The organism is Sporacetigenium sp. TC11, from assembly GCF_058146105.1.
In genome coordinates this window covers 436,797-452,815 of record NZ_JBYVNY010000001.1, presented here as the reverse complement: position 1 = coordinate 452,815, position 16,019 = coordinate 436,797, and the positions used below count along the sequence as shown (strand labels likewise).

The 16,019-nt window shown below is 28.9% G+C and carries 17 protein-coding genes; all 17 read left to right on the top strand.

The window, feature by feature from the left end; translation table 11 throughout:
- The first annotated feature begins 1 nt into the window (after position 1).
- The 17 genes from murD to ACUSRV_RS02150 all read left to right on the top strand — a co-directional run bounded on the left by murD (position 2) and on the right by ACUSRV_RS02150 (position 15,960).
- Complete coding sequence (gene murD / locus ACUSRV_RS02230; RefSeq protein ID WP_490140280.1) at positions 2–1,360, top strand: UDP-N-acetylmuramoyl-L-alanine--D-glutamate ligase; 1,359 nt, start codon at positions 2–4, stop codon at positions 1,358–1,360.
- Between the two features lie 46 nt (positions 1,361–1,406).
- Positions 1,407–2,534, top strand: coding sequence for a stage V sporulation protein E (gene spoVE / locus ACUSRV_RS02225; RefSeq protein ID WP_490140279.1), 1,128 nt, complete (start codon positions 1,407–1,409; stop codon positions 2,532–2,534).
- A gap of 15 nt (positions 2,535–2,549) precedes the next feature.
- Complete coding sequence (gene murG / locus ACUSRV_RS02220) at positions 2,550–3,767, top strand: undecaprenyldiphospho-muramoylpentapeptide beta-N-acetylglucosaminyltransferase (RefSeq protein WP_490140278.1); 1,218 nt, start codon at positions 2,550–2,552, stop codon at positions 3,765–3,767.
- Positions 3,768–3,859: 92 nt separating this feature from the next.
- A complete protein-coding gene (gene murA / locus ACUSRV_RS02215) occupies positions 3,860–5,116 on the top strand; it encodes a UDP-N-acetylglucosamine 1-carboxyvinyltransferase (RefSeq protein WP_490140277.1) in 1,257 nt (418 codons plus the stop codon).
- Positions 5,117–5,165: 49 nt separating this feature from the next.
- Positions 5,166–5,912: a cell division protein FtsQ/DivIB gene (locus ACUSRV_RS02210; RefSeq protein ID WP_490140276.1), complete on the top strand. Its 747-nt coding sequence runs from the start codon at positions 5,166–5,168 to the stop codon at positions 5,910–5,912.
- 13 nt (positions 5,913–5,925) lie between these two features.
- Complete coding sequence (locus ACUSRV_RS02205; RefSeq protein ID WP_490140275.1) at positions 5,926–6,633, top strand: DUF881 domain-containing protein; 708 nt, start codon at positions 5,926–5,928, stop codon at positions 6,631–6,633.
- A 14-nt stretch (positions 6,634–6,647) separates the two neighbouring features.
- Positions 6,648–7,379 carry a DUF881 domain-containing protein gene (locus ACUSRV_RS02200; RefSeq protein WP_490140274.1) on the top strand — a complete coding sequence of 244 codons (732 nt, stop codon included), beginning with the start codon at positions 6,648–6,650 and terminating at the stop codon, positions 7,377–7,379.
- 24 nt (positions 7,380–7,403) lie between these two features.
- Positions 7,404–7,757 carry a small basic family protein gene (locus ACUSRV_RS02195; protein ID WP_490140273.1) on the top strand — a complete coding sequence of 118 codons (354 nt, stop codon included), beginning with the start codon at positions 7,404–7,406 and terminating at the stop codon, positions 7,755–7,757.
- Positions 7,758–7,860: 103 nt separating this feature from the next.
- Positions 7,861–9,078 carry a cell division protein FtsZ gene (gene ftsZ, locus ACUSRV_RS02190; RefSeq protein ID WP_490140272.1) on the top strand — a complete coding sequence of 406 codons (1,218 nt, stop codon included), beginning with the start codon at positions 7,861–7,863 and terminating at the stop codon, positions 9,076–9,078.
- A 79-nt stretch (positions 9,079–9,157) separates the two neighbouring features.
- On the top strand, positions 9,158–10,051 hold the full coding sequence (locus ACUSRV_RS02185; protein ID WP_490140421.1) for a sigma-E processing peptidase SpoIIGA: 894 nt from the start codon (positions 9,158–9,160) through the stop codon (positions 10,049–10,051).
- A gap of 37 nt (positions 10,052–10,088) precedes the next feature.
- On the top strand, positions 10,089–10,817 hold the full coding sequence (gene sigE / locus ACUSRV_RS02180) for an RNA polymerase sporulation sigma factor SigE (protein WP_490140271.1): 729 nt from the start codon (positions 10,089–10,091) through the stop codon (positions 10,815–10,817).
- 170 nt (positions 10,818–10,987) lie between these two features.
- On the top strand, positions 10,988–11,800 hold the full coding sequence (locus ACUSRV_RS02175; protein WP_490140270.1) for an FtsZ/tubulin family protein: 813 nt from the start codon (positions 10,988–10,990) through the stop codon (positions 11,798–11,800).
- Between the two features lie 117 nt (positions 11,801–11,917).
- Positions 11,918–12,691: an RNA polymerase sporulation sigma factor SigG gene (gene sigG / locus ACUSRV_RS02170; protein WP_490140269.1), complete on the top strand. Its 774-nt coding sequence runs from the start codon at positions 11,918–11,920 to the stop codon at positions 12,689–12,691.
- A gap of 160 nt (positions 12,692–12,851) precedes the next feature.
- Complete coding sequence (locus ACUSRV_RS02165; RefSeq protein ID WP_490140268.1) at positions 12,852–13,319, top strand: hypothetical protein; 468 nt, start codon at positions 12,852–12,854, stop codon at positions 13,317–13,319.
- A 33-nt stretch (positions 13,320–13,352) separates the two neighbouring features.
- Positions 13,353–14,018 carry an accessory gene regulator ArgB-like protein gene (locus ACUSRV_RS02160; protein WP_490140267.1) on the top strand — a complete coding sequence of 222 codons (666 nt, stop codon included), beginning with the start codon at positions 13,353–13,355 and terminating at the stop codon, positions 14,016–14,018.
- Complete coding sequence (locus tag ACUSRV_RS02155; protein WP_490140266.1) at positions 14,015–14,134, top strand: cyclic lactone autoinducer peptide; 120 nt, start codon at positions 14,015–14,017, stop codon at positions 14,132–14,134. Before ACUSRV_RS02160 ends, ACUSRV_RS02155 begins: the two co-directional genes overlap by 4 nt.
- 134 nt (positions 14,135–14,268) lie before the next feature.
- Positions 14,269–15,960, top strand: coding sequence for a bifunctional diguanylate cyclase/phosphohydrolase (locus ACUSRV_RS02150; protein ID WP_490140265.1), 1,692 nt, complete (start codon positions 14,269–14,271; stop codon positions 15,958–15,960).
- The last annotated feature ends 59 nt before the right edge of the window (positions 15,961–16,019 follow it).

Genomic DNA, 16,019 nt, shown 5'->3' with positions numbered 1-16,019 from the left:
TATGGAATTTAAAGACAAAAAAGTATTACTTGTAGGATTGGCTAAAACAGGTGTATCAGCTATAAAAAAACTAGTAAATTTAGGTTCAATAGTAACTGTAAATGATGTAAAAAATAGAGAACAATTATCTGAAGTATTAAATGATCTAAAAGAATTTAAAAATGTAGATTATGTACTTGGAGCTCATTTAGATGATGTATCTAATATAGATTTAGCAGTTGTATCACCTGGTGTTCCACTGGATTTACCTTTTATAAAAAAATTATACAATGAAAAAATAGAAGTTATAGGTGAAGTTGAGTTATCTTTCAGATTATCAAAAAATCCTACTTTTATAGGTATAACTGGAACTAACGGAAAAACTACAACAACAAGTTTAACTGGAGAAATATACAAAGCTTGTGGTAGAGATACTTATGTTGTAGGAAACATAGGAACTCCTGTTATAGACGTTGTAGATATAGCAGATGAAAATTCGTTTTTAATTACAGAACTTAGTAGTTTTCAATTAGAAAGTGTAAGTTCTTTTAGACCAAGAGTATCTGCAATATTAAATATTACTGAAGATCATTTAAATAGACACCATACTATGGAAAACTATATAGATGCAAAAGCTAATATATTTAAAAATCAAGAAAAAGAAGATTACACTATATTAAATTACGACGATGAAATAGTTAGAAATTTAAAAGATAGATGTAATTCAAATGTTATATACTTCTCTAGAAAAGTACAATTAGATCAAGGAATATTTGTAGATGAAAATGGAGATATAATAATAAAATTAAATAATGAAAGTATTAAATTAATGAATAAAAATGAAATAAGTATACCTGGAAATCACAACTTAGAAAATGCACTTGCTGCCATAGGTATGAGTATAGTTTTAGGTGTAGAATTAGACGTTATAAGAAAAGTTCTAAAAACTTTTGGCGGAGTTGAACATAGATTAGAATTTGTAAAAGAAATTAATAATATAATGTTTGTAAATGACTCTAAAGGAACAAATCCAGATTCAACAATAAAGGCAATTGAAGCATACGATAGACCTATAATATTAATAGCAGGCGGCATGGATAAATACAGTGACTTCACTGACATGATAAAATCTTTCAATGGTGGAGTAAAGTCTTTGGTGTTACTTGGGGAAACAGCAGAGAAAATAGAAAAAACAGCTAATAAAGAAGGATTTTTCGATTGCTATAGAGTAAATAATATGAAGGAAGCTGTAGCAAAAGCATATTCATTGGCAGTGTCAGGAGATGTAGTATTATTATCACCTGCTTGTGCTAGCTGGGATATGTATCCTAATTTTGAAACAAGGGGTATGGACTTTAAAAATAATGTAGAAAGTTTATAATTTTTATTTTTTTATTTTTAAGTGTAGGGAATAGGGGGTCTGTTAAATGACTAAGGAAGCTGTGAAATCGCGAATCAGGGGGTTAGATAAAAGTTATGACAATTATGTATTTTATACAACCTTGATTTTAGTTTTTGTCGGAATCGTAATGGTTTTTAGTGCAAGTTATGTTCAGTCAAAATTTAAACTAAACGATCCATATTATTTTTTAAAAAGAGATTTAATATATGCAACTCTAGGGTTTGTGGCAATGATGTTTACATCAAACATACATTATAGAAAGTTGGAAAAATACTCTAATATGCTTCTTGTAGTTTCCATAGTATTATTACTTTTGGTTTTAACGCCACTTGGAGTTACAATATATGGTGCTAAAAGATGGCTTGGTGTAGGTGGTTTTACTATACAACCAGCTGAAATAGCCAAATTCGTTTCTATAATATTTACTGCCAAACTTATAGAAAAAAATTACGATAAGATAAGGTCATTGTTTAAAGGAGTGGGACCTATACTTATAGTGCCGCTAATTTTCTTTGGACTTATAATAGTTCAACCTAACTTATCTACAGCAGGTACAATAGTAATGGCTACATTTGCAATGTTATTCGTTGCTGGAATGGACTTAAAAGTAGTTTATGCAATGTTTGGCGCAGGCGCTGGGCTGTTTGCGGCAATGGTTGCAATAGAACCCTATAGATTAAAACGTGTTACTGCATTTCTGGATCCATTTCAAGACCCACTGGGCTCAGGATACCAAGTTATACAATCTTTATATGCCTTAGGGTCTGGAGGATTATTTGGACTTGGATTAGGAAGAAGTAGGCAAAAGTATTTTTACATACCAGAGCCACAGAACGACTTTATATTTGCAATAATAGGTGAAGAATTAGGCTTAATTGGATGTATTATAGTTATAATGCTATTCGTATTTCTTGTATACAGATGTGTTAGAATAGCTCTTAGATGCCCTGACGTATTTTCTTGTATGCTAGTTATAGGTATAGCTGCACAAATAGGAATACAAGCAGCTTTAAACATAGCTGTTGCAACTTCATCTATGCCTGTTACAGGGGTAGCCCTTCCCTTTATAAGTTATGGTGGTACATCGCTTATAATATTTATGTCTGCAATAGGTATAATTCTCAGTATTTCAAGAGGAGTCAAAATGAATTAGACAGGAGATGGTAAAATGAGAGTTTTAATTTCTGGTGGAGGTACTGGCGGTCACGTCTATCCTGCTATAGCCATCGCTAATAAAATAAAAGAAGAAAATCCAGATGTAGAAATTTTATTTGTAGGAACTAAAAATGGAATAGAATCTGAAATAGTTCCGAAATATGGATACAAGTTGGCTACAGTTACAGTTCAAGGTTTTAAGAGAAAAATAGATATTGATAATGTAAAAAGAGTATTTAAGTTAGTTAAGGGATTGGAAGAGTCTAGAAAAGTGGTTAAAAAATTTAAGCCAGATATAGTTATAGGAACTGGTGGGTATGTTAGTGGACCTGTTTTATTTAATTCATCTTTAAATAAGTTCCCAACTATAATACATGAGCAAAATGCATTTCCTGGTGTTACTAACAAAATACTATCTAAAATGGTTACAAAAGTTTTAACTAGTTTTGAAGATTCTCACAAAAGATTTAGCCCTAATGTTCAAGATAAGTTATTTCTAACAGGGAACCCTGTTAGAAAAGAAATACTAACTACTAGAAAAAATTCAGCTAGAAGAAAATTAGGTATAAGTGAAGATAAAAAAATGGTTTTATGTGCTGGAGGTAGTGGTGGTTCTAGAAAAATAAATGATGCTATGAAAACTGTTATAAGAAATCTTATGAATGAAGATATAGCATTTATACATGCTACAGGAAAATACCACTATGACGAATTCATGAAGGACATGGAAGATATAAACCTAAAACCATATCAAAAAATAGTTCCATATTTAGATGATATGGCAAGTGCACTAGCTGCTTCAGATATTGTTATAGGTAGTGCGGGAGCTATATCACTTGCAGAAATAACTGCCATGGGTAAGCCATCTATAATAATACCTAAGGCATATACTGCTGAAAACCATCAAGAATACAATGCAAGAAGTATACAAAACAATGGTGCTGGTGTTGCTATACTTGAAAAAGAATTAACACCAAAATATTTAAATGAAACTGTATTTAGATTATTAGGAGATAGAGAAGCTTTAATATCAATGGAAAATGCCAGTAGATCTATAGGTAAGCCAGATGCTCTAGATCTTATATACAAAGAAATAATGGAAGTTTATAAATCTAATCAAAAACCTGAAAAAGTTAAAAAAGAAAAAATAATAGAAGATAAAAAAATAGATGAAAATAGTGAAGAAAATAAGGAAGAACCTAGAGTTATAGGTATTAAGAAGAAAAAGTAAATATAAAAAGGTAACATATGTTCCCCTTAGTACATAATATTAAATATTATAAATTAATTTATAAGACTACTTTGTACTAGGGGGTGTCCTTTTTGGATAGATTTATCATCAATGGTGGAAATAAATTAGAAGGTAGTATAAAATTAAAAGGTGCTAAGAATTCAGTTTTGCCTATAATGGCAGCAACTATATTAAATGAAGGAAAAAGTATAATTCACAATGTACCTAATATATCAGATGTTCATGTAATGATTGATATATTAAGTAGTATAGGTTGTTATGCCCATTATGAAGGTGGAACATTAATTATAGATAGTTCAAATATAAATTCTGTTGAAGTACAAGAAGAATATGTAAGAAAAATGAGGGCTTCTATAATAATTATGGGAGCTATGATAGGTAGATTTGAATATACAAAAATAAGTTATCCTGGTGGATGTGGAATTGGATCACGTCCTATAGATTTACACCTTAAAGCAATTGGGACATTGGGTATAAGAATAGAAGAAGAATATGGTTATATAAATTGTTATAAAGATAAATTTAGGGGAAATGATATCCACCTCGACATGCCTAGTGTTGGGGCGACTGAAAATGCAATGCTTGCTGCTGCAAAGGCAAATGGAATAACTAGAATATACAATGCTGCTAGAGAACCAGAAATAGAGGATTTACAAAACTTCTTAAATGCTATGGGAGCTAAAGTAAGAGGAGCTGGAAGTACTGTTATAGAAATAGAAGGAGTAGATAAACTAAATGAAGTTGAACACTCTATAATACCCGATAGAATAGCTATAGGAACTTATCTTGTAGCTGGGGCTATAACTGGTGGAAAAATAGAAATTGATCATGTAATACACGACCATGTTAATCCGATAGTTTCAAAATTAAAAGAAGCAGGATGTGAAATAAATTATACAAAAGAAGGACTATATTTAGTTGCGCCTAAAGTTATAAAGGCTATAGATGTAGTTAAAACTTCACCACATCCAGGTTTTCCAACAGATATGCAGTCGCAACTTATGACACTTATGGCACTATCTGATGGTATAAGTATTTTCTATGAAACTATATTTGAAAATAGATTTATGCATTGTCCTGAACTTATGAGAATGGGTGCAAATATAAAAATAATAACTGACAACGTAGCTATGATAAAAGGTGTAGACAAACTTACAGGTGCTAGGGTTAAATCTACTGATTTAAGAGGGGGAGCATCTTTAATATTGGCAGGTCTTATAGCTGATGGAACTACGGAAGTTTATGATATTCATCATGTTGAAAGAGGATATGAAGATATAGAAAATATACTTCGTAGTTTGGGAGCAGATATAAAGAAGGCTCAATAAGCCTTCTTTATTTTAAAAAAACGATGGACAAGTTATCGGGGGGATAATTATGAAATTAAAAAAAGATAAAAATAAAATAAAAAGAAAAACTAGTGTAGTTATATTTGTAACTATATTTTCTTTTGCTCTTTTAGGATATATATTTATAAATACGGAAAACTTTACAGTAAGGGATATAAAAATATTTGGACAAAACGTATTAGATAAAGAAACTATAATAAAAAGTGCAAACATAGAGCTAGATAAAAATATATTTACATACAATATAGGTCAGATAGAAAAGAAATTAGAACAAAATCCATATATAAAAAACGTAGATGTAAAAAGAAAACTTCCAAATGAATTGATTTTTAATATTGTAGAGATAAGAGAAACTGCTATAATACCTTATATGGGGTCTTTTGCTTACATAGACAATAACGGAATTATACTTAAATTAGATGACGAAATAACTAATGACTCTATACCTATCGTTAATGGAATAAATCTTGAAGATGCTATAATAGGAGAAAAATTAGACACTGGAGATAAAAAACTATCTAGTGATATAATAAACTTATTAAATAATTGTAGCAAAAACGATATATCTAGTGAAATACAAAAGATGCAAATAAATAATAAAAAAGATATAACTATATATACTAAGAGAGGTATAGTAGTTGACTTTGGAGAAATTAAAAATATAAATTATAAACTTTCTTCATTAAATCAAGTTTTAACAGATCTTCAAACTAAAGGTATAAGCTCAGGAACAGTAGATTTAAGTTACAATAAATACGCTATATATAAGCCGTAGGGAGTGAAATATTTTGAAAAGAAAAATGCCTTTTGGCGCTTTAATTATATTAAGTACATTACTTGGACTTTTAATAAGTATTCAATTGAAAACTGTAAATATTCAAACAGGTGGATATACAACATCTCAAAGAGGTCAGCAACTTGCATCTCAGCTAAACAAGTTAAATGAAAAAGAAGAAGCCTTAAAAAATGAATTAAGTACACTTGAAGATAACTTGAGTAAATATAAAACTTCAGAGTCAAGTTCAGATGTAGCTTTAAGAGGTATAAATGAAGATATTAAGAAATATGAAAAACTAAGCGGATATACTGATGTAAGTGGCCAAGGTATTAATATGAAAATTATAGGAGTAGGACAAGATCCAAATGCCAATATGCTTATATACAATTATGAGCTTTTGTTATCTGTAATAAATAAATTAAATGCAGCTCAAGCTGATGCAATATCTATAAATGAACAGAGAATAGTTGCAAATACTGCAATAGAACTTTCAGGTGAAAAACTACTTATAAATGATACACCAATAAGTCCACCTTTTGTTGTAAAGGCAATAGGAAATGCTGATACATTAGAATCGGCTCTTAAGCTAAAATATGGAGTTATATGGGAAATAGAAAATTACTATAATGCACAAGTAGATATAGAAAAAAAAGAAACTATAAAAATACCTAGATATTCCAAGGAAATAAAATATAAATATGCTAACCCTGTTGAATAATATAGAGGTGTAAAATGAAAAATAATGATTTAAAAAATATTAAAATTAAGCCTATTAAAATAAAAAATTTAAAACAAAAAACAGTTATATTTTCATGCTTTTTATTGGGAATAATAACATCCATATATTTAAAAAGCTTAGATCCAAACAATATATACCTTTCTTTGGCAAATATAAAGGATATAGAATATAAAATAGATTCAAGGGAAGTTCAAATAGCGAATTTAGAAAATCTTATATCTAAAACAAAAAATGAAAGCGATAAGTATAAAGATGCAGTAGAAAACGACGATATATCTATAGAAGATGTTTTAGATGAAGAAAGAAATAACTTGAAAGCTGTATCAGGAAATGTAGATTTAGAAGGTCAAGGAATAAAAATAGTACTTAAAGACAGTGAGAAAGATGTTACAGAAGGTCAAAATCCTAACGACCTTTTAGTACATGACATGGATGTGCTTAGAATTATAAATGATTTAAAAGGAGCAGGAGCTGAAGCTATATCAATAAATGGAGAACGATTGCTATCAAGTAGTAGAATAAAATGTGCAGGACCTACTATTACTATAAACAAAACTACATATGGGCAACCCTTTGTAATAAATGCTATAGGAGAAAAAGAAGTATTAAGCGCATCAGTACAAGCTCCAGGAAGCTATGGTTATTTACTTAAGGAAGTTTATGGGCTTTATATAGACGTTAAGGAAAATAATACTATAATAATTCCAAAATATAGTGGAAATTAAAAAAAATAATAAGAGGGTGAAAATATGATTTGGGTTTTGGTTGGACTTGCATTAGGCGCAGTAGTAGGATATTATATACCTATAACTTATCCTGGAAGCTATTCTCTTTATATATCTATTATGATACTTGCATGTTTGGACTCAGTGTTCGGCGCAATAAGAGCAGGTCTTGATGGAAAATATAATAATATTATATTTGCTACAGGATTTTTTGGTAATGCATTAATTGCAGGAGTATTGACTTATATAGGTGATAGAGTTGGTGTTCCACTTTATTATGCTGCCATATTAGTTTTTGGTGGGCGATTATTTGACAATGTAGCTATAATAAGACGACATTTAGTTGATAATTTCGTGAATAAAAAAAGAGGAAATTAGAAATTTACGTTGAATTAGTTAAATGTTAACAAATTTGTGTAGAAAATGGTATAATTAAATACATAGATTTATTTTTAATGATGATAATAAGGAGGTTACATAGATGCTAAACTTTGACGTAGATATGGACAACTTTGCCCATATCAAAGTAATCGGCGTAGGTGGCGGTGGAAACAACGCTGTAAATAGAATGGTTGAAGCTCAATTAAAAGGTGTTGAATTCATAGCGGTAAACACTGATAAGCAAGCTTTATATACATCTAAGGCTGAACAAAAGATACAAATTGGTGAAAAATCAACAAGAGGGCTTGGTGCAGGGGCTAATCCTGAAGTAGGTAAAAAAGCAGCGGAAGAAAGTAAAGAAGAGATATTAAAAACTCTTGAAGGTGCGGACATGGTATTCGTAACGGCTGGTATGGGCGGTGGAACAGGTACTGGAGCAGCTCCAGTTGTTGCCCAATTAGCAAAAGAACTAGGAATACTTACAGTTGGTGTTGTAACGAAACCGTTTGCATTTGAAGGCAAAGTAAGAATGAAGAATGCAGAACATGGTATAAAGGAATTAAAGTCAAAGGTTGATACTTTAATAACAATACCTAACGATAGATTGTTACAAATAGTTCAAAAGAATACATCTATGCTTGAAGCATTTTCAATAGCTGATGATGTATTAAAACAAGGTATAGAATCTATATCAGATCTTATAGCAGCTCCAGGTCTTATAAACTTAGACTTTGCAGACGTACAAGCTATAATGAAGGAAAAAGGTTTAGCACATATGGGTATAGGTAGAGCATCTGGTGAAAACAGAGCTATAGAAGCAGCTAGACAAGCTATCCAATCTCCATTACTTGAAACATCTATAAAGGGAGCTAAAGGGGTACTACTTAATATAACAGGTGGGGCAAACCTAGGATTATTTGAAATAAACGAAGCATCTACATTGGTTCAAGAATCATGTGATGAAGAAGCTAATATAATATTTGGTGCTACTATTAAAGAAGAATTAGGCGATGAGTTAGTTATAACAGTTATTTCTACTGGATTTGATGAAAATCATGATATGTCACTAGATCTTAATAAAAAGATTAATGTTACAAAACCTGTAGAAAACAACAATAGATATCAACAGCCACAACAACCAAGTTATAATCAACAGCCAAGTTATAATCAGCAGCAAAATTACAATCAACAACAAAATTACAATCAACAACAAGTAGAACAACAAAGACATGAAGAACAAGTACAACAACAACAATCTCAAGGACCGATAGAGGTTGAAGATATAGAGATACCTACGTTTTTAAGAAGAAGGAGATAATTTTATCTCCTTTTTTCTTTGTTTTTGGGGAAACAATATTATATTCGACTTTCAATTATGACACAAAACCTTATGCAATATACCTTATAATATATTTATAATATTCAAAAAACAAAGGTGGTGTTGCAAAATTATATATGCAGAGTATTACATATTAGAAAACCTGGTAATTAACTATATAATTATCAGTACTACTGCAAAGATATTAAATATACATCATTCTAGGAAAAAAGCAATTATAGGGGCTAGTGTAGGAGCTTTATATTCCCTAGCTTATTTATTTCCAATATTTGAGATTTTATTCACTATTCCATTTAAAATTCTAACAGTGTTCTTAATAACCTTAATATGTTTTAATTATAAGGATCTAAAAAGTTATATAAGGGTATTATCTATATTTTACTTAGTAAATATTTTCATTTCTGGAAGTACCTTCTTTATAATATACTTCACAGGTATTAGTCATATTACAGTTTCTTTTGTTATATTTATATGTTTTATTAGTTCTAAAATATTGAACTTAATCTATAAGGATATAAAGACACATAAGATGATTAAAGAATTAAGAAAGAAAATAAATGTAAAGGTTAGAGACAATATATTTAATTTTGATGCACTACTAGATAGTGGAAACTTACTCAAGGATCCTATATCAAAAGACGATGTAATAATAGTAAGTGCTAAGAAATTAGAAAAATTGCTTCCTAAAGAGCTAGTAAACTATGATTATAAAGATATGAGTTTTGACAAAATAAATAGTTTATTAGATAAACTCGATATTAATTTATCAAGTAGAATTCGTCTTATACCTTGTAAAAAAATAGGAAATGACAATGGATTCGTACTTGGAATAAAAGCAGATTATATTGAAGTTGATGGAAGTAAAATTTCTAGTATAATATTAGGATTATCTAATTTTTCTGATAAAGATGACTATGATGCTATAATGAATCCATGTGTTTGTAATGTTTAATTTATTATTGTAAATATTTGTAGGGGGGATTATCATAATGAAATTATTTAAAAATTTGTTAAGTAAGGCGAGGTCTTATATTGTAGGACTTTTAGTTAAATTTAAAATTGTAAAACACGAAGAGATATACTATTTGGGAGGCGTTAATATACTACCTCCGCCTTTAACCCCAGAAGAAGAGCAAGAACTTTTGCAAAAACTAGAAAAAGATGAAAGTATTAAATCTATACTTATAGAGAGAAACTTAAGGCTTGTAGTTTATATATCTAGAAAATTTGAAAATACAGGATTAGATGTGGAAGATTTAATATCCATAGGTACTATAGGACTTATAAAGGCAGTAAATACATTTAAGCTAGATAAAAATATAAAGTTAGCTACATATGCTTCTAGATGTATAGAAAATGAAATACTTATGTATTTGAGAAAAAATAGCAGAAAAAAGGTTGAGGTATCCTTTGATGAACCTTTAAACATAGATTTAGATGGAAATGAATTGTTGTTATCTGATGTATTAGGTACTGAAAATGATGAAACGTATAAACTTATAGAAGAAGAAATAGATAGAGATCTACTTGTAATGGCTCTAGATAAATTATCCGACAGAGAAAAACAAATAATGGAGCTTAGATTTGGATTGGCTAGGGGTAGAGAAAGAACACAAAAAGAAGTAGCTACTATGCTTGGTATATCTCAGTCTTATATATCTAGACTTGAAAAGAAAATCATATCTAGATTAAAAAAAGAAATGAAAAAATTCGTATAATATGTCAATTAAAGCCGTTCCTTGGGGACGGCTTTTTGGTTGCAATTTGAAGGAATAAGAGTTTTTTTATAGAAAAAATATATATTACCCTTATTTGAGCAACAGACCTGGTTTTTAGGTCGTTGGCGACATGAGCGTAGCGAATTTCACAACAAAGGAAGGTAAAATATATGATTATAGAAAGAATACTAAAAAAGTTTATAAAAAAATTAGTTCCTATAGAAAATAAAAAAGAAGTTAAGAAAAAGAAATTAACTCCTCCTATGAATCTTAAGAGAGATATAATAAATACAGAAATTATAGGTGTAGGAGGATGTGGAAGTAAAATAATTGAAAAAGCACAGGAGAGAAATCTTAAAAATATAGATTTTTTATATATAGATAACGACAACAAATCTTTGGCTAGCTCAACTATAGAAGATAAAATAGTAATAGATAAAGAATTACCTAATATAGACACATTTACCCAAAATAAGGATGTTTTATTTTTTGTAGGTGGTTTTGGAGGAGGGACAGCAAGTAAATTATTGCCAAGTATAAGTAATTCTCTAAGTAAAAATATAATTACATTTGGAATAGTTACTAAGCCATTTGGATTTGAGGGAAATGTAAGAAAAAATAATTACACGAAATATTTGGAGGAGATAAATAAAGACATAGATATATTAATTATTGTGGACAATGATAAATTAATGAAAATGTCTCAAAAAAATACTTCAATGATAGAGGCATTTGATATTTTAAATGATTTTGTAGTTGAGTTTATACAAAAAACAGTAAATATTATTAATAATTCTTTATATATAGGTAAAGAAGATATGGCTATAAAGAGTATAAAAAAATATATGGACAATCCTTTATTTGAAATTATAGAGTCAAAGGATTTTGAGTCTAAGTTAATAGAGTTGTTAAAAAAATCTGTTGTATCCAAAGAAGAAACTGAAGAACTTGAAATACCTAAGTTCTTGATTAAGAATGATTAATTATATGTTTATTTGCATATTTTTCCATGAAATATTTCTGTAGCAAAAGTATAAAAATACCTTATATGTATATAATTCAAACATAGAGATACTTTTGAAGAGAGGACTGAGAAAATCGTGCAAATAAGTAAAGTTGAAATTTGTGGTGTAAATACATCTGAATTACCTGTCCTAAAGAACGCAAAGATGATGGAACTTCTTTTGAAAGTAAAAGGAGGAGACGAAGCAGCTAGACAAGAGTTTGTAAGAGGTAATTTAAGATTGGTCTTAAGTGTCATACAAAAGTTCAATAACAGAGGTGAAAATATAGACGACCTATTCCAAATAGGTTGTATAGGACTTATAAAGGCCATTGATAATTTTGATTTAAGCCAAAATGTAAGATTTTCAACTTACGCAGTCCCTATGATTATAGGAGAAATAAGAAGGTACCTAAGAGATAACAATCCTATAAGAGTTAGTAGATCCCTAAAGGATATTGCGTACAAGGCACTACAAGTAAGAGAAAGCCTTACAAGAACTAATGCAAAGGAGCCGACTATATCGGAGGTTGCAAAAGAACTTGGAGTAGAAATTGAAGATGTAGTTATGGCATTAGATGCTATACAAGATCCTATATCTTTATTTGATCCTGTGTATCAAGACAATGGAGATGCAATATACGTTATGGATCAAGTACAAGATAAAAAAGATACTGATGAAAACTGGCTACAAGAAATAGCTTTAAAAGAGGCTATAAAGAAGTTAAATGGAAGAGAAAAATTAGTTTTGGATTTAAGATTTTACAAAGGAAGAACCCAAATAGAAGTTGCTGATGAAATAGGAATATCTCAAGCTCAAGTTTCAAGAATAGAAAAAAATGCACTTAAAAATATGAGAAAATATATATAATATTATAAGCTATATAACTGTTGCGGAAACGCAGCAGTATTTTTTTTAGAAATTTTTATCATTGCATATAATTAATTGTAAAAGGTTGGAATATATGATAAAATTTTAGTTAGTTATGTAAGATTTTGAATTAAAACATCGAATGTTAAGGGGGATTTTAATGTTAGAGCAACCTATATCAGCATTGTTTATAAGGATAATACCAGAGGGGATTTTGTTATTATATGCAATATCTGTAATTGGAAGTGTTAGAATAAGTTTTAAGAATATAATTTATTCAGGAATAATAATAGGGCTAGTAAATTATTTAGTAAGAATGTTACCTATAAATTTTGGAGTACATACTATGCTAGCATTACTTATATTTATAGGTATATGTTCTAAATTTCATAAAATAAATACTTTTAAATCTATAAAGATATGTCTTACAACTATGGCTTTATTGTTTATCAGCGATGCCTTGCTGATGTTCATATATGTTAATCTTCTTAATGTCTCACAAGAAGCTCTATTTGATAAAACTATAAAAGGAACCTTGTTAAGTCTACCATCTCTAATTATATTTATTTTAATGGTTTCTATAATAAATTTATATAAAAATAAGAAATTAAAAAAGATTACGAATTAGTTAAATTAGATATTAATTTAGGTGAGGTGTAAAATGTATTTTACTGAAAAGCTAGCTTCAAGTATAACATATAGAATATCAAGTAATATAGATATAGATAAAGATAAGGAAGAGATAATACACTATGGAGCAATTATGCTAATTCAAACTATTGCATCAATAGTAGCTACTATAATATCTGGATTAATATTTAAATTGCTAATTGAAATACTTGTTATATCGTTTATATCATCGCTTTTGAGAAAAAACTCAGGGGGAGCTCATGCATCTTCTCCAGGAAGATGTATAATAATAGGGACTACAATATTTACTCTATTGGCATTAATGATAAATCCTACAATAAAAATAAATATAAATACACTAGTAATAGTCACAATAATTACTTTTATATATTCATACTATATAGTAATAAAAAAATGTCCGGTTGATGCACCTACTAAGCCTATTAAAAATATAGAAAAAAGAAAAAGACTTAAAAGGAAGACAATAAATACCTTAAATGTTTATTTTATTACTTGTTGCATATTGTTATATTTTTATTTTAGTTTAAGTAACTTGTTATTTTTAAAGTTAATCATGGGTGTTGTCTTGGGGATATTTTGGCAAACGGTTACTTTAACTACCTTTGGAGGAAATGCTATGCATATCATAGATAATTTCTTAAATAATTTTACAAAAGAAGGGGGAGAAGTTAAATGAAAAAGTTTTTTGCAATAGCTGCTATAGTATGTACTTTTGTAGCTACAACACTATCTGCTTCAGCTTGTTGGTGGGGAGCATATCAACCAGAAGAGCCAAAGGCATTAAGAGATTAGTAGTAATTACAAAGAGTAGGAGGTTAGAGAAATCTAATCTCTTATTTTTTTAAAAAGAATTTTGATAAGATTTGGCAAATATATTATAATAAGGATAAACATTGATAAATTATATTTCTGAATAGGGTGGAGATATGTACAAATTTGAAGACAAAAGAAAAGAAATAATATTTGAGATAATATCAATAGTAAAACTAATATATATATTATTAAGTGCTATAGTTGTATTTAGTGTTTATAAAATAGATTTAAATAATTTAGATAAAATGAAAATGATGAATATAAGTTTTATATTTATAGTTACATTGGTGATTATATATCAGACTTGGGTTTTATCGTCTAAAGACGACGATATTGATAGAAGCCCTAAAATGAAGGACTATATAGAAACTGGATTATTTATTGGATTATTTACATTTTTAATTTGTATATCCGGTTATGAAACTAGCAATTATAAATTTATGTATATATTTATGATATTAATTTCTACTATACAGTTTGGAAAAAAATATGGTATTACTATTGCTATAATAGCCTGCAGTATAATTTTAGGAATAGATATTATAAATATCACTAATGTTGATAATATTAATAAGTATTTTCAATTAGATTTAGTATTGTCTGGAGCATTTATGTTGACTGCATGGGTATTAGGGGTATACGTAAGTGTTGAAAAAGAGCATAGAAATGAAATGAAAATACTAGCAAATTTAGATGAATTAACAGGAGTATACAATCACAGATATTTTCAAGAGTATTTATCATATGCAATAAAAGAAACTGATATCTATCAAAGTGAATTGAGTTTGTTGTTTATGGATATAGATTACTTTAAGTATTATAATGATACCCATGGTCATCAAGCAGGAGATCGTATATTAGAAGAAATGGGGAAAATACTTAAGAAAAATGTTAGAGAAAATGATGTAGTTGCAAGATATGGTGGAGAAGAATTTGCTATTATACTTCCACATACTTCAGAAATAGAGGCTATGAAGATAGGAGAAAGAATAAGAGATAGTATTCAAAATAAGAAATTTTATGGACAAGAAAGTCAACCTAATAAAAATGTAACTATGTCTATTGGAGTTTCATCTTATCCTTCAAAATCAAAATCTAAACATCAACTTATAAATACAGCTGATGATGCATTATATAGAGCTAAGTTTTTCAATAGAAATAGAGTTGAAGTTTATTACAGTGTATTAGAAGAAATAGCAAAAGATACAAATGTTGAACACGATACAATAACTTCTATAAAGGCATTTATAGGTATGATAAATAAAAAGGATAAGTATATGTATGGTCATACTGAGAGAGTAGTTATATACTGTAATTCATTTTCAAAGTATGTAAATCTAGATACAAGAGACAAAAAGACTCTTAGATTTGGAGCATATTTACATGATATAGGAAAAATAGATGCTCCTGAAGAAGTATTAAATAAAAGAGAGAGATTGACTGATAAAGAATTTGATATATTAAAACAACATCCTGTAATGGGAGTAGAAGTTATACAACATATAGATTCATTTAAAGACCTTATACCACTTATATTACACCATCATGAAAGATATGATGGCAGAGGATATCCAAATGGTTTAAAGGGAGAAGAAATTCCTTATTTAGCTAGAATATTGACTATAGCAGATAGTTTTGATGCTATGACATCCAATAGACCATATAATAACAGAAAAAATTATGATGAGGCTATAATTGAACTTAGAAGATGTTCTGGAACTCAATTTGATCCAGAATTAGTAGAATCTTTTATAGAAATGATAGAACTAAATAAAGAAAATTTTTCAGGATATGCAATTAGTTAAAAGATGACCTAAATAGGTCATTTTTTTGTGTGTTTGTACATATTTATTTTTAAGAGGAG

Bases quoted from the DNA above. Each gene is read 5' to 3' on its own strand.
- murD (WP_490140280.1), top strand. From the start codon at position 2: ATGGAATTTAAAGACAAAAAAGTATTACTTGTAGGATTGGCTAAAACA.
- spoVE (WP_490140279.1), top strand. From the start codon at position 1,407: ATGACTAAGGAAGCTGTGAAATCGCGAATCAGGGGGTTAGATAAAAGT.
- murG (WP_490140278.1), top strand. From the start codon at position 2,550: ATGAGAGTTTTAATTTCTGGTGGAGGTACTGGCGGTCACGTCTATCCT.
- ACUSRV_RS02210 (WP_490140276.1), top strand. From the start codon at position 5,166: ATGAAATTAAAAAAAGATAAAAATAAAATAAAAAGAAAAACTAGTGTA.
- ACUSRV_RS02200 (WP_490140274.1), top strand. From the start codon at position 6,648: ATGAAAAATAATGATTTAAAAAATATTAAAATTAAGCCTATTAAAATA.
- ACUSRV_RS02195 (WP_490140273.1), top strand. From the start codon at position 7,404: ATGATTTGGGTTTTGGTTGGACTTGCATTAGGCGCAGTAGTAGGATAT.
- ftsZ (WP_490140272.1), top strand. From the start codon at position 7,861: ATGCTAAACTTTGACGTAGATATGGACAACTTTGCCCATATCAAAGTA.
- sigE (WP_490140271.1), top strand. From the start codon at position 10,089: ATGAAATTATTTAAAAATTTGTTAAGTAAGGCGAGGTCTTATATTGTA.
- ACUSRV_RS02175 (WP_490140270.1), top strand. From the start codon at position 10,988: ATGATTATAGAAAGAATACTAAAAAAGTTTATAAAAAAATTAGTTCCT.
- ACUSRV_RS02165 (WP_490140268.1), top strand. From the start codon at position 12,852: ATGTTAGAGCAACCTATATCAGCATTGTTTATAAGGATAATACCAGAG.
- ACUSRV_RS02160 (WP_490140267.1), top strand. From the start codon at position 13,353: ATGTATTTTACTGAAAAGCTAGCTTCAAGTATAACATATAGAATATCA.
- ACUSRV_RS02155 (WP_490140266.1), top strand. From the start codon at position 14,015: ATGAAAAAGTTTTTTGCAATAGCTGCTATAGTATGTACTTTTGTAGCT.
- ACUSRV_RS02150 (WP_490140265.1), top strand. From the start codon at position 14,269: ATGTACAAATTTGAAGACAAAAGAAAAGAAATAATATTTGAGATAATA.